Origin of the sequence: Streptomyces sp. NL15-2K (genome assembly GCF_030551255.1) — a bacterium.
Classification (GTDB): domain Bacteria; phylum Actinomycetota; class Actinomycetes; order Streptomycetales; family Streptomycetaceae; genus Streptomyces.
Genome location: NZ_CP130630.1, coordinates 12,153,014 through 12,167,490, shown reverse-complemented (window position 1 = coordinate 12,167,490; position 14,477 = coordinate 12,153,014). Strand labels below are relative to the sequence as shown.

General features: G+C 69.0%; 8 protein-coding genes and 4 pseudogenes. 9 read left to right on the top strand and 3 right to left on the bottom strand.

The window, feature by feature from the left end:
- Window positions 1–40 precede the first annotated feature (40 nt).
- Window positions 41–1,969: a site-specific integrase gene (locus Q4V64_RS53395; protein WP_253266588.1), complete on the top strand. Its 1,929-nt coding sequence runs from the start codon at window positions 41–43 to the stop codon at window positions 1,967–1,969.
- Between the two features lie 17 nt (window positions 1,970–1,986).
- Here the strand turns inward: Q4V64_RS53395 and Q4V64_RS53390 are convergent, their stop codons facing one another.
- Entirely contained in the window at window positions 1,987–2,253 is a 267-nt protein-coding gene (locus Q4V64_RS53390; RefSeq protein WP_172628909.1) for a helix-turn-helix transcriptional regulator, read from the bottom strand.
- Between the two features lie 373 nt (window positions 2,254–2,626).
- On the opposite strand from Q4V64_RS53390, the pseudogene Q4V64_RS55925 reads away from it, so the two are divergent.
- A pseudogene (locus Q4V64_RS55925) lies at window positions 2,627–2,887 on the top strand (hypothetical protein); the annotation flags it as partial.
- Window positions 2,888–2,946: 59 nt separating this feature from the next.
- Window positions 2,947–3,606: pseudogene (locus Q4V64_RS53385) on the top strand (serine hydrolase domain-containing protein); the annotation flags it as partial.
- Between the two features lie 46 nt (window positions 3,607–3,652).
- On the opposite strand, the pseudogene Q4V64_RS55920 reads toward Q4V64_RS53385, so the two are convergent.
- Together Q4V64_RS55920 and Q4V64_RS55915 are read right to left on the bottom strand one after the other, a co-directional pair.
- Window positions 3,653–3,733, bottom strand: a pseudogene (locus tag Q4V64_RS55920) (XRE family transcriptional regulator); the annotation flags it as partial.
- 1 nt (window position 3,734) lies between these two features.
- Window positions 3,735–4,057 (bottom strand): annotated as a pseudogene (locus Q4V64_RS55915) (transcriptional regulator); the annotation flags it as partial.
- Window positions 4,058–4,605: 548 nt separating this feature from the next.
- Here Q4V64_RS55915 and Q4V64_RS53380 point away from each other — a divergent pair.
- From Q4V64_RS53380 to Q4V64_RS53355, 6 genes are all read left to right on the top strand, one after another.
- A complete protein-coding gene (locus Q4V64_RS53380) occupies window positions 4,606–5,808 on the top strand; it encodes a family 1 glycosylhydrolase (protein ID WP_124436400.1) in 1,203 nt (400 codons plus the stop codon).
- 27 nt (window positions 5,809–5,835) lie between these two features.
- Window positions 5,836–6,657, top strand: coding sequence for a glucose 1-dehydrogenase (locus Q4V64_RS53375; protein WP_124436401.1), 822 nt, complete (start codon window positions 5,836–5,838; stop codon window positions 6,655–6,657).
- A gap of 70 nt (window positions 6,658–6,727) precedes the next feature.
- A complete protein-coding gene (gene uidA / locus Q4V64_RS53370; protein ID WP_124436402.1) occupies window positions 6,728–8,554 on the top strand; it encodes a beta-glucuronidase in 1,827 nt (608 codons plus the stop codon).
- 126 nt (window positions 8,555–8,680) lie between these two features.
- Complete coding sequence (locus Q4V64_RS53365; RefSeq protein WP_124436403.1) at window positions 8,681–9,700, top strand: SDR family oxidoreductase; 1,020 nt, start codon at window positions 8,681–8,683, stop codon at window positions 9,698–9,700.
- Between the two features lie 145 nt (window positions 9,701–9,845).
- On the top strand, window positions 9,846–11,228 hold the full coding sequence (locus Q4V64_RS53360) for an MFS transporter (protein ID WP_124436404.1): 1,383 nt from the start codon (window positions 9,846–9,848) through the stop codon (window positions 11,226–11,228).
- Window positions 11,229–11,530: 302 nt separating this feature from the next.
- Window positions 11,531–14,191 carry a family 78 glycoside hydrolase catalytic domain gene (locus tag Q4V64_RS53355; protein ID WP_124436405.1) on the top strand — a complete coding sequence of 887 codons (2,661 nt, stop codon included), beginning with the start codon at window positions 11,531–11,533 and terminating at the stop codon, window positions 14,189–14,191.
- Window positions 14,192–14,477 lie beyond the last annotated feature (286 nt).

Here is a 14,477-nt window from a genome sequence, read left to right as displayed (position 1 = left end):
GCACCGTGACCCTGAGGGCTTTGCCCGCCTTGAGGAGTTGGTGGGCCCAGAATCATGGTCCTCGCACCTCGGCATCCTCGCGAAGAACGTGCTGGTCAAGCTGGTCATCGCCAAGGGCGGGGGTCTGGCCGACATCAATGTCGGAGACGCCATTGAGTACATGCAGGCGCATCGAGTTCAGCGGGCCACGTCGGGCGGTCAAAGCCTGTTCTATTCCTGGCTGAAGGAAATGGGACACCTTCCACCCGACGCTCCCGTGTCGCTGAGGCTCCTGCACCGAACGTCTGGCCAGGTCTCGGTCGAGCAGCTCGTCGACCGCTACCAGCCGCAGTCCAAGCCCATCCGGGACCTGTTGGTCGAGTACCTCAAGGAACGCCAGCCCACCATGGACTACACGTCCTTGGAGGACGCGTCACGGATGCTCGTGAGGAACTTCTGGCTCCAGATTGAGCGCATCCAGCCCGGCATCGACACACTCCGGCTGCCGTCCGAAGTCGTGAGCGCGTGGAAGCAGGCCAGCCGGACGAAAGTCACGCGCCGCCGGCTGCCCTATGGCACAGTCCACGAAGTGGTGACGGAGCGCGCCAACTACGGCAGCCTCATGATCGGAGTTCGAGCCCTCTACCTCGACCTGGCCCACTGGGCCGTCGAGGAACCAGAACGCTGGGGCCCGTGGGTTGCTCCCTGCCCGGTCAGCGCCGCCGATGCCAGCACCTCCAAGCACCAGAAGCGCCGCAAGGCCAAGATGGACCAGCGCACCCGCGAACGACTGCCCGCGCTGTCCGCCGTCGTCCGCGCCGCCAGGGCGAACTGGACGGAGGCACAGGAGGGGCTGGACGCCCTCCAAGCCGCCCCACTCGGCGGCCAGTTCACCTTCAGGGGCAGAACCTTCACACGCCAAAAGAAGGACTCGACGACTCCGTTCCGGGCCTACGACGAGTCCGGCCGACGCGTCCATCTGGGACTGCTCGAGGAGCGGGCTTTCTGGGCCTGGGCCACGATCGAATTCCTGCAGCACACCGGCGTCCGGATCGAGGAGATGCTGGAGGCCAGCCACCACGCCCTGATCCAATACAAGCTGCCCACCAGCGGCGACGTGGTACCTCTGCTCCAGGTCGCTCCCTCGAAAACCGACGAAGAACGGCTTCTCCTCGTCAGCCCAGAACTGGCAGACGTCCTCAGCACGATCATTGCCCGCGTCCGTGACCCTCGAACAGGCGCAATCCCGATGCTGCCCAACTACGACGTCGCGGAGAAGATCTGGAACCCGCCGATGCCGCTGCTGTTCCAGTGGACATACGGAGGCCAGCGGACACCAGTGTCCCGTCAACTGGTCCGCAACGGTCTCAACGAGGTCCTGGAACGAACCGGGCTCACCGACTCCGCAGGCCAGCCCCTCGACTTCGCTCCGCACGACTTCCGAAGAATCTTCATCACCGACGCAATCCGCAGCGGCCTACCGCCCCACATCGCGCAGGTACTGGCCGGTCACTCCGACATCGACACCACGATGGGCTACAACGCCATCTACCCGGCAGACGCCATCGAAGCGCACCGCGCGTTCATCGCCCGTCGTCGATCGCTTCGTCCGAGCGAGGAATACCGGACCCCGACGAACGAGGAGTGGGACGCCTTCCTCGCCCATTTCGAGAAGCGCAAGCTCTCTCTGGGAACCTGCGCTCGGTCCTTCGGAACGTCGTGCATCCACGAGCACGCTTGCGTCCGATGTTCGCTCCTCCGCCCGGAGCCGTCCCAACGAGACCGTCTGATCGAGATCCGCGACAACCTGCTCGACCGGATCGCCGAAGCTCAGCGCGAAGGCTGGCTGGGAGAGGTCGAGGGCTTGGAGATCAGCCTGGCCGGCGCCGAGGAGAAGCTGACCCAGCTCGATGCCGCACTCAAACCCTCGGTGATCCACCCGGGCCTGCCCACCTTCGGTCAGATCGCCGGGCGGTCCAGCACCCTCTGACCACCTGATCTCTCGGACTACCCAGTGCCAGCGCCGGAGTCCGGCGGAAGCTCGAGATCCGTCGTCTCGCGCGAATCGGTCGGGATGCTGCCCGGTGCCCAGCCGAGTACTTCCTCGAGACGGCGGGCCGCGAAGGGGACGGGCGGGCGTCCGCGATCACTCTCGTGGAGCCTGATGGTCGCCTGGCTCAACTGGGTGCGATACGCGAGCTCCCTCACGGAGATGCCCTCGGCTTCCCGGAACTCGATGAGAGCTTTCGCCAGCCGCTCGGATTCTTCGCTCATGACCAAAGCATTCCGCATCACGAACGCTCGGTCAGCATTCCGGCCTGGTCCGCACGCAACTTGTGCTTCTCGCCGCTCCATCAGGAGCCGAAGGCGTTCTCGACGGACTGAAGCGGTGCGATCCGGCCCCAACGAGTCCTGCCGCACCGGTAGTTCGGAGAAGGCCTCCCCCGCGCTGGGGTTGCCCCGCACGTGAACCGGCGCCAGCCGGAGTGATCACGCCGCCTCGCGCCTCTCGCCAGGGCAGTCAGAGGGCACGGGGGGATCAGAAACACGTACTTACCTTGTCCTTTAACCCTTTCAACCGTTGGAGGTCGATCAGGGTCTTCTCACGGCGGACAGTTTTGCCTGGTGTCCGTCTAGGGTGTCGAGGATGCCGCTTGTCGAAGTGACCTATGCGCCCACGGTGCCCGAGCCCCAACTACGCGAACTCGGTTCGGTGCTGCCGCATCTGGTGTCCCTGGCTGTGGAGTGCCCTGAGGAGCCGTACGACGGCGAGCTGCAACCCGGGGATGTCGAGATCCGCTTCCGGCCGCTGAGCCCGCTGGACTGTAGCGGCCTGACGGTGGTGGTCTCTTCCGGCGGCTACTTCCGCATGGCCAGCACGTCCAAGACGCTGGTCGCCACCGTGGTCCTCCAACTGGAGGCCGAGGGCAGGCTGTCCCTGGACGAGACCACTGGCTGCCAGGACTGGTGCAGGGTAACGGCAACGACGGCACCCGAATCACCATCCGCCAACTGCTCCAGCACACCAGCGGCATCCACGACGCCCTGCCCGGATGCACCACGCCGGAGGAGTACTACCAGCAGCGCCACAACGTCTACGAACCCAAGCAGCTGGTCGACCTCGCCATGGCCCACGAGCCGGACTTCCCGCCCGGCGAAAGCTGGGCGTACTCCAACACCGGCTACGTCCTGCTCGACATGATCATCCAGAAGTCCACCGGTCATCCCGCCCACCAAGAGATCGAAATCCGCATCCTGCGCCCGCTGGGCCTCGACCAGACCCGGTGGATGGGCACCTCGCCCACCCTGCCCCGGCCCCACGCCCAGGCCTACCAGCTCTTCGGCCCCGGTTCCCGGGTGGACGTCACCGACCAGATACCGGTGGACTACGAGAACCTTTCGTGGGTCACGACCACTCGGGACGAGAACCGCTTCCTCCGCGCGCTGCTCGACGGCCGCCTACTACCGGCACGGCAGCTGGCAAAGATGAAGCAGACCGTCCCCGTGAGCGCGGAGGTCCAACAGCTGTGGCCCGGCGGCCGATACGGGCTCGGCCTGGTCGAACGCCCCCTGAGCTGCGGAGGAACCTACTGGAGCCATGAGGGCGGGGACGGCGGCTACATCACCCTCAACGGCGTCACCGACGACGGCAGGCGAAGCGCCGTGGTCTCGAGAAGCCGATCCGGCCCTTCAGAGGCTTGGGCCGCTCCCGGGTGAACGCGTCCCGGTCGGCCCGCTCGATCGCGTCGTCGATCTCGCTCGCCGGTCGGCGTGAACGGGCTGGACAGGCGCGGGTACAGCTCCACGTGCGAGAGGTCGCCCAGCCAGGAGCCGGGGATCTTCGGGTGGAACGTCGGGGCGTTGAAGTGGTCCGGGGCGGACAGGCCGACGACCAGGCGGGCCACATCGGCGAGGAAGGCGGTGTTGAGGTCCAGGCGACCACGTACGGCAGCGTGCACTCCGCATCGGTGAGTAAATCCACCGACCTCACCCACTGGCACGCCTCTTCGTTGAGGACGCCGCCCGTCCAACCGGAGTTGACGACGGCGGGGTGTTCGGGTGTGGCTTCCGGCGGCGCATGCACGCGCGTCCACTGAGCGAGTGACCACTAAGTAACGTTCTGGTTACGAAGATGAGCAGCGACCTTCCTGCCCTTGCGATCTCGGTTTACGGTCCCACTTAAAACCAACCGCATGGTAAGAGTTGGCGCTCACACCCTGCGTACCCCGCATCGGCGAACTGCCGAAGGTCGCGGCCCACCCGGCTCCCCCCGCGAAGGAACCCCACCCATGAGCACTCACTCCCCACACCCCCGACTGTGCTTGTGCCCCGGCCGTGGCTCCTCGTCCGCGACGAACCCGTCTCGGCACTCGCCCTGTCCGCACGGGCACGCGTTCTCGACTCGTTCGTCGTCCTCCGGCAACGGGCCGCCGTCGTCCCGCACGTCATCCACCGCGTGAGCGTCCGCCCATACCGACGTCCGCAGGACGGCCCGACAGGAGAGATCGCCTCAACGCCTGAACAGTCCTCCACGCAAAGGCCGTTGCCCACCACGCCCGAACGGCCAGGCCATGGCGCAAACGCCACCAGGCCCTCTACCACCGACATTCAGGAAAGCAGTCGACGATGACCGAATTCCCTCCTGGGTTCCTCTGGGGAGCCTCCACCGCACCGCACCAGATCGAGGGCAACAACCTCAACAGCGACTTCTGGGCGAGCGAGGGGCTCATGCCCGGCATGGAGCGCAGCGGTGACGCCTGCGACAGCTACCACCGGTACCGCGAGGACATGCAACTGCTCGCCGACGCCGGGCTCAACGCGTACCGCTTCGGCATCGAGTGGGCACGGATCGAGCCGGTCCCCGGAATGATCTCGCGGGCCGAACTCGCCCACTACCGGCGCATGATCGAGACGGCCTTCGAGCTCGGCCTGACCCCGGTCGTGACGCTGCACCACTTCACCAGCCCGCTCTGGTTCGCCCAGGAGGGCGGCTGGCTCGGTGACCGCGCCGTGGAGCGGTTCCGGGCGTACGCCGAGGCGGTCACCCCGATCCTCGACGGCGTCGAGTGGGTCGTCACGATGAACGAGCCGAACATGCTGGCCATCATGATCGGCATGGCCCAGGCCATGCAGAACCAGCAGGCGGCCGGGGAGTGGCAGAGCCCCACCCTCGACAACGAGGGCCCTCGACCGCCGCTGCCGGCCCCCGACGTGAAGATCGGCGAACGGCTCGTCGAGGCGCATCACGCGGTACGGGAGCTGCTGCGCGAGCGCACCGGCGCCAAGGTCGGCTGGACGGTCGCCAACCGGGCCTTCGTCGCCCGCCCGGGGGCCGAGGAGAAGAAGCGGGAGTTGGAGTACATCTGGGAGGACCTCTACCTGGAGGGTGCGCGCGGCGACGACTTCGTCGGCGTGCAGTCGTACTCCAGCCAGTGGGTCGGTCCGGACGGCATCGAGCCCCATCCGCAGCACCCGGACAACACGCTCGTCGGCACCGCTTACCGGCCCGACGCCCTGGCCATCGCCGTACGGCACACCGCCGAAGTCACCGGCGGCATGCCGGTCCTGGTCACCGAGAACGGCATCGCCACCCACGACGACACCCGCCGGATCGCCTACACCGGCGAGGCCCTGAAGCACCTCGCGGCGGCGATCGCCGACGGCGTCGACGTACGCGGCTACCTGCACTGGAGCCTGCTGGACAACTACGAGTGGGGCCACTGGGCGCCGACGTTCGGACTGGTCGAGGTCGACCGGGAGACCTTCGAGCGCCGCCCCAAGCCCAGCCTCACCTGGCTGGGCGAGACCGCCGACCGCGCGCGCGGCTGACCGAACCCTCTACCGGAAGGACACACCGTGCAGGTATCCGTACCCGACGTCTCGTCCCGGTCCCTGGCCGAACTGATCTCGCTGTCCGGGCGGCGTGCTGTGGTGACCGGCGCCGGCCGCGGACTGGGCCGGGCCATTGCCGAGCGCGTGGTCGAGGCAGGCGCGAACGTGCTCGTCGCCGACATCGAGCAGGAGCTCGCCGCCGCCGTCACCGAGGAGCTGAACATCCGCCGCCCGGGCTGTGCGCTGGCCGCCCATGTGGACGTCACCGACGCCAGGAGCGTGGCCGCGGCCGCCGATCTCGCGGTCCGGGAGCTGGGCGGGCTCGACATCTGGGTCAACAACGCCGGGATCTTCCCCAGCGTTCCCGCACTGGAGATGGACGAGAAGACCTGGGACGAGGTTTTCGCCGTGAACGGACGCGGTGTCTTCCTCGGATCCCGGGAGGCCGCGCGCCGGATGCACGATGCGGGGAGCGGGGGCGTCATCGTCAACGTCGTCTCCACGGCCGGGTTTCGGGGAACGGCCCCCGGGCTCGCCGCCTACGTCGGCTCCAAGCACGCCGCGCGCGGCATCACCCGGCAACTGGCCCTGGAATTCGCCCCGTTCGGCATTCGCGTCCTGGGCGTCGCGCCGACCTTCGTGCCGACCGAGGGGAACATGGCGGCAGCAGCCGAGGCCGGGGTCTCTCTGGACGCCGAGTCCCTCATGTCCGTGATGAAGCCGGGCCCGCTCGGACGGCTCGGCGTCCCCGACGACATCGCCCGCGTGGTGCTGTTCTGCGCGAGCGACCTCTCGGCCTTCATGACGGGGAGCACGCTCCTCGCCGACGCCGGTGAAACGATTTAAGCCCGCGACGTTCTCCTCCTCCCCCGTCCCTTCTCCGGGCCACTGTCCCGCAACGACGCGTAGGAATGCCATGCTCTTCTCCCGCACCAGCCCCACCCGTGACATTGTCGGCCTCGACGGCCTGTGGCGGTTCGCCCTCGATACCCGCGCCGGCGCCACTCCGTGGACGTCGCGGCTCACCTCGTCCCTCGAAGTCCCCGTCCCCGCCAGCTACAACGACCTGTTCGTGGACGCGGAGATCCGTGACCACGTCGGCGTCGTCTGGTACCAGCGCGATGTGCGGGTGCCACGCGGCTGGGCGGGCGAGCGGGTGGTCCTGCGCTTCGGCTCCGTCACCCACGCCGCGCAGGTCTACGTGGACGACCGGCTGGTGGCCGAACACACCGGGGGCTACACCCCGTTCGAGGCGGACCTGACCGGGATCGTCCACCCCGGTGCCGAGTTCCGGCTGACGGTCGGCGTCGACAACCGGCTGACGAACGAGACGATCCCGCCCGGCACCGTCACCACCGGCCCCGACGGCCGCGAACGCCAGTCGTATCTGCACGACTTCTACAACTACGCGGGCATCGCGCGCCCGGTCCGCCTGTGCAGCACGCCGCGGACCTTCGTCGAGGACGTCACGGTCGTCACCGGACGGGACGGCGCGGCCGGCATCGTCGAGTACCGCGTGGAGATCGCCGGCGAGGCCGCCGACGCGATCGCCGTCCGGGTGCGCGCGCTCGACGAGGCGGGCCGGACCGTGGCCGAGGCACACGGGCCCGAGGGCTCCCTCCGCATAGCGGACGTCACCCTCTGGCAGCCCGGCGCCGCCTATCTGTACGACCTCGTGGTGGAGCTGGTCACCGAGGACGAGACCCGCGCGGGAGAACTCGTCGACAGCTACACCCAGCCCTTCGGCGTGCGCACCGTCGAAGTTCGGGGCAGCGAGTTCCTCATCAACGGCGAACCGTTCTACTTCACCGGTTTCGGCAAGCACGAGGACACCCCCGTGCGGGGCAAGGGCCATGACGACGCCTACCTCGTCCACGACTTCCAGCTCCTTCAGTGGACCGGCGCCAACTCCTTCCGCACCTCGCACTACCCGTACGCGGAGGAGGTGCTCGAATTCGCCGACCGGCAGGGCATCGTCGTCATCGACGAGACCGCCGCCGTCGGCCTCAACCTGGGCGTCATGGGCGGCCTCACCGGACAGGCTCCGACCCCGACCTTCGCGCCGGAGAACTTCGGCGGGATCACCGGCGACGTGCACGCCCAGCACCTGCGGGAGCTGATCGAACGGGACAAGAACCATCCGAGCGTGGTGATGTGGTCCCTCGCCAACGAGCCGGCCTCCAACGAGGACGGCGCCCGCGAGTACTTCGAGCCGCTGGTCGAGCTGGCCCGCAAGCTGGACCCGACCCGTCCCCTCACCTACTCCGCGGTCATGTTCGCCACGCCGCAGAACGACCGGATCGGCGACCTGTTCGACGTACTGAGCATCAACCGCTACTACGGCTGGTACCTCTTCACCGGCGACCTCGCCACCGCCGAGCAGTACCTGGAGAAGGACCTCCTCGGCTGGGTCCAGCGCTTCGGCAAGCCGGTCATGATGTCCGAGTACGGCGCCGACACCCAGCCCGGCCTGCACTCCGTCTGGGACACCCCGTGGAGCGAGGAGTACCAGAGCGACTACCTCGCCATGTACCACCGCGTCTTCGACCGCATCCCCGAGTTCATCGGCGAACACGTCTGGAACTTCGCCGACTTCCAGACCTCCGCCGGCATCCACCGCGTCGACGGCAACAAGAAGGGCGTGTTCACCCGCGACCGCAAGCCGAAGACGGCCGCGTTCTCGCTGCGTCGCCGCTGGCGCGGCCTGGACGGGCGAAAGCCGGGCCACACCTCGGACGACTGACGCCTTACCCCGCTCCCTGCGCTCCCTGCTCCGTGCTCCGCCGCCATGGACCTCAATGGCCCGCCTCGGGATTTTGAAACGTTTCAATACCCGTTGGCGCACCCCCGCACAGAAAGACCGGACCACATGGACACTCCCCCTCCCCAGCTCACCGCGCACAGCACCATCGACGCATGGCTGACCCACCCGAAAGGCGCGCCGCTCATCAAGGGGCTGCTGGACCAGGCCGGGGTACCGCAGGAGATGCTCGCCCCCGTCCGCACGCTCCCGCTCCGGCAACTCGTCGCCGTCAGCCAAGGGCAACTGCCGCAGGCGGTCGTCGATGATCTGGTGCTGCAGGTCAACGACGGGGTCGTACCGGCCGAGGAGAGCGCCCCGGGCGTGTGGACCGAGCGCGTCACGCCCGGACGGTTCGACGGCAAGACCGTCATCGTCACCGGCGCGGCATCCGGCATCGGCCGGGCAACCGCCTCGCGCGTCACGCGGGAAGGTGGCCGCGTGATCGCTGTGGACGTCTCGGCCGAGCGCCTCGAGACCTTCGCGGCGTCCCTCCCCGACGGCGCGATCGCCACCGTCCTCGGTGACATCACACTGCAAGGTGACATCGACCGGATCGTCGTGGCAGCCGACGGCCGCATCGACGCCCTGGCGAACGTGGCCGGCGTGAACGACGATTTCTCGCCGGTCCACGAGACCTCGGACGAAATCTGGGACCGCGTCATCGGCATCAACCTCACCGGCGGCTTCAAACTGTCCCGTGCGGTCCTGCCGCTCATGATGGCCGCGGGTGCCGGCTCGATCGTCAACGTCGCCTCGGAAGCGGCGCTGCGCGGCAACTCCTCCGGCACCGCGTACACCGTCTCCAAACACGGTGTCCTCGGCCTGACCAGATCCGCCGCCTTCATGTACGGCCCGCACGGCATCCGGGTCAACGCGGTCGCACCCGGCGGCGTGGCGACCGGCATCCCCATGCCCGCGCACGTGTCGCCGACGGGTTCCGCCCGGCTCGCCCCCTTCCAGCAGGCGATTCCGAGCCTGGCCACCGCCGAACAGCTGGCGGCCTCCATCACCTTCCTGCTGAGTGACGACGGCATCAACATCAACGGCGCCGTCCTCCCGTCCGACGGGGGCTGGTCGGTCCAGTAATGCCCAAACCCAGTGGCAGTCGATCGGCAAGCGGGCCTGGTGACGCCCTGCTCCGTATGCAGCGCCGCCAGTTCATCCACGAGCGCGTGTGCCGCCCCCCACCAACTGCCGCACCACCTGCCATTCATGAGACGAAGGAGTCCTCATGCCTCACAACGACCGTGACATCAGCGTGGCCGGACCCCCGCCGACCGAACCGGCGCAAGGTGACGGTGAGGAGCCGGCCGGGCCGGCAACGGGCGCCGGCAAGGAGCCGGCCGGCACCTCCGCCCCCGAGATCGAGGCCCCGCCGCTGGAGAGGGTCAGCCGTAGTTACCTCGCCTGGATCATGATCGCCAGCTTCGGGGCCTCCCTGGCCCTGATGGTTCCGCTCTCCTACTCGCTGGCCGTGCGGATCGACGACCTCGTTCCCGGACGCGAGGAACTGCTCGGATACGTCACCGGATCCGCCCAGGTCGTCTATCTGGTCCTCAGCCCTCTGATGGGCTTCTGGAGCGACCGGATGCGCTCCCGCCTGGGCCGCCGGACACCGTTCATGTTCGCCGGCACGGCCCTCGGCATGCTCGGGCTCCTGGGGATCGCCGTCGCACCGACCGTCTTCCTGGTGGGCCTGGCGTGGGTCGTCGGCATGGTCGGCTGGTCCACGGTCGGGCAGGCCATCCAGAACGTCCAGGCCGACCGCGTGCCCGAGGAGCAGCGTGGACGGGTCTCGGCGGTGACCGGCGTCATGACCCAGATCGCGCCGGTGGTCGGCATCGGCATCGCGTACACGGTGGCCTCCAGCACGCTTCTGGTGTTCCTGGTCCCGGGCGTCATCGGAGCGGCCATGCTGTTGCTGTTCCCGCTGTTCAAGCCGGAGGGCGACTCCCGCACACTCGTCCACACCCGCGAGGTGAGCCTCAAAGGCCTGGTCGCCAGCTACGGGTTCAGTCCGCGGAAGTACCCCGATTTCGGCTGGAACTGGCTCGGCCGCTTCGTCTTCTTCATGGGCCTGTACTTCAACACCACCTTCGGGACCTTCTTCTACGCCCAGCGGCTCGACATGCCCGTCAAGGAGGTCGCCGGCGTCGTGTCGACGATCGGGATCCTCGGGGTGCTGGCGGCAACCGGCGGCGCCATCGGGGGCGGCTTCCTCTCCGACAAGCTCGGCCGGCGCAAGCTGTTCACCGTGATCGGCTCCGCGATCTTCGTCGCCGGGGCCGTCACCGAGGCGTTCGCCTACTCGATGCCCCAGCTCATCATCGGCGCGGTACTGATGCAGCTCGCCATCGCGATGTTCAGCGCCGTCGACCAGGCGATCGTGTTCGCCGTTCTCCCGGACCGGGCCCAGGCCGGCCGCTATCTCGCGGTGGTCGCCTTCGCGCAGAAGATCCCCAGCGCCCTCGCCCCGCTCATCGCACCGCTCATCATCACCATCGGTGTCACGAGCGGCGGGGAGAAGAACTACACACTGCTCTACCTTGGCGGCGCGGTGCTCGCGCTCGTCGGCGGCCTGATCATCAAGTTCAAGATCAAGTCGGTCCGGTAGCGGGCACCTCGGCAATCGCCGGTGCGCGCAAGGGATCCGGTCCGTTCCCCCGGATCCCGGCGGCCTCCTGTGGCGTACGGGGGCGGCGGGCGGCGACACGCCTGTGACGGCATCGCGGCCGTACCGCTTCGACGCGGCTCCGCCGGAGCATCAGCGCACGGCCCGCCTCTCCACGGCGGCTCGCGGCGGACCGGACGAGAGCCTGCGCCGGCCGGCCCCACCGCCGGAAGGCCCTCGCCGTACGCGCGCTGCGACAACCGCCGTAAACAACACGGTTCATCGAACTCCCGAGAAAGCAGAGCATGAACAACGCACCGTATGACCTGCGCATCGACAGCGGCGGTGATCAGTTCACCGTGTCGGGCCCCGCACCCCGCCTGTCGTGGAAGCCACCGTCGGACGCGGGATTCCCGGCGAGCTACGAGCTGGAGTGCACCGTCGACGGCGAGGCGCAGCCCGCGGTGCGGGCTGCGTCCGGCCGGCACCGGTTCCTCCCCTGGCCCTGGGCTGCGCTGCGCAGCGGCCGGCAGGTGGCCTGGCGCGTCCGGGCCGACGGCACCGGGAGTCCCTCGCCGTGGTCGGAGTGGAACGCGTTCGAGGTCGGCCTCCTCGACGAGGACTGGCAGGCGCGCTGGATCTCGCCGCTCGAATCCGGCGACCGCGGCTACGGCAAACGCCCGGCTCACACCCTGTCGACGCGGTTCGAGGCGCGGGCGGGGGTGCGCTCGGCGCGGCTGTACGCGACGGCGCTCGGTGTGTACGAGGCGTACGTGAACGGCGAACGGGCCGGCACCGCTGAGCTGTCGCCCGGGTCCACCTCCTACGACCGCACGCTCCACGCCCAGGCATCGGACGTCACGGCGGCTGTCAGGGCAGGCGGCAACCTGATCGAGATCATCCTGTCCGACGGCTGGTACCGGGGCCAGGTCGGCGCGTTCCGCCTGCCGGCCGGCTGGGGGACGAACCTCGGCGCACGTGCCGAGCTGCACATCGCGTACGAGGACGGTTCACGCCAGGTCGTGCGCAGCGACGAGACCTGGACGTGCACCCGGTCGGCCATCACCCGGGCCGACCTCATGGACGGGCAGACCACCGACTTCCACACCGGGCCGGGCGCCGAACAGCCGGTCCTCGTCGATCAGGTCGAGGCGCCCGCGATCGACTGGTCCCCGGCGCCGCCGGTGCGGGTCGTGGAGTCGCGTCCGGCACAGTCGGTCAAGCAGCTCGAAGAAGGGCTCTGGATCGCCGACTTCGGGCAGAACGCCTCCGGCTGGATCACCCTGAGCGGCCTCGGCCCGGCCGGCACCCGCACCGTCATCGACTACGGCGAACACGTCGGCGCCGACGGCGACCTGACGACCGCCCACTTGGACTCCACACGCCCCGGCGAGGACCCGATCCCCTTCGTCCAGCGCGACGAGGTCGTCTCCGCGGGCCAGGGTGGGGTGTTCGAGCCACGCCACACCGTGCACGGCTTCCGGTACGCGCGCATCCGCCGCGACGGCGCCCCGCTCGACCCCGCGAGCATCACGATGCGCGTCGTCCACACCGACCTGCGCCGCACCGGCTCCTTCGCGTGCAGCGACGACGACCTCAACCGCCTGCACGAGATCGCCGACTGGAGCTTCCGCGGCAACGCCGTCGACGTGCCCACGGACTGCCCGACCCGCGAACGCCTCGCCTGGACCGGCGACTACCAGGTCTTCGCACCGACCGCCACGCGGCTGTACGACGTCCTCGGCTTCAGCCGCAAATGGCTCCGCTCGGTCCGCGACGACCAGCTGCCCGACGGTCGGATCGCCAACTTCTCGCCCGACGGCAGGCGCATCAAGCACCACCTCGACGACCAGTTCGCCATGATGACCGGCTCCGCCGGCTGGGGCGACGCCGTCGTCGCCGTCCCCTGGGAGCTGTACCAGTCCTACGGCGACCGAGAAATCCTCACCGAGAACTGGGAGGCAATGGTCCGCTGGGTCGAGTGGGCGCTGCAGACCGCCCGCACCACCCGCCACCAGTCCCGGATCGAGCGCTCGCCCGAGCCACTGCCGCACGAGCACTACCTCTGGGACGGCTCCTTCCACTGGGGCGAGTGGACCGAGCCGAAGGCGAAAGCGGCCGACGGCACCCGCATCGACCCGATCAAGGACGACCCGGTCGCCTGGTTCATGGCCGACAAGGGCGAGGTCGGCACGGCGTTCCTGTACCGCTCGACGTCAACCCTCGCCGACGTGGCGAGGGTGCTGGGCCGCACCGAGCACGAGGCCCGCTACACCGAGACCGCCGAGCGCATCCGCGACGCCTGGCGCACCGAGTTCCTCACCCCCGACGGACGCACCACCGACGACACCCAGGCCGCCTACGTACGCGCGCTCTCCCTCGGGCTCGTCCCCGAGGAGCTGCGCTCGGCCGCCGCCGCACGCCTGGTCGAACTGATCCGCGCCGCCGGCACCCACCTCGGCACCGGCTTCCTCGCCACCGGTGACCTGCTCCCCGTCCTGGCCGACACCGGCCACGCAGACATCGCCTACGAGTTGCTCCTGCGGCGCACCGCACCGTCCTGGCTGTACATGCTCGACCGCGGCGCGACGACCATCTGGGAGGGCTGGGAGGGCATCGACGAGAACGGAGACGCCCACGACTCCCTGAACCACTACAGCAAGGGCGCCGTGATCCGCTTCCTGCACACCCACACGCTGGGGCTGCGACAGACACCGGAGTCGGTCGCCTGGGAGTCCTTCGTGGTCGCGCCCGTCCCCCACCCGTCACTGACCTGGGCCCGGGGCACCCACGAGTCTCCGCAGGGCACGATCACCGTCGAGTGGCGGACGACCGACGACGAGCTGACGCTCACCGTCGAGGTACCGCCGACCACCACGGCCCGCGTTGTCTTCCCCGACGGCACCACCGAGACCGCCACGACAGGCACCTTCCGTGCCACCCGCCGTATGAAGCCAGGAAGTTGAAACGGCAGAGCAGGTCAGCGGCTTCCAGGGCCGGCGCCGACCGCACCGTCCGTAGGTCGACCGTACCGGCGCCCACGGCGAGGGACAGTGCCGCGATGACCTCGGCGTCGGCGTTGAGGGCACGGACGGCCACCGAGTCGACCGCCTCTGTCGTTTCCTGACGGACGACAGCCACGCCGGCTCGCGCACTCGGGCGGCATCGCCCGTAGCCGCGCGGGTTCGGGTGACGGTGCGTTCGGTGTACCCCGGCAGCCCGGCGCGATGACCTGCTCCACCACCTCGGGGC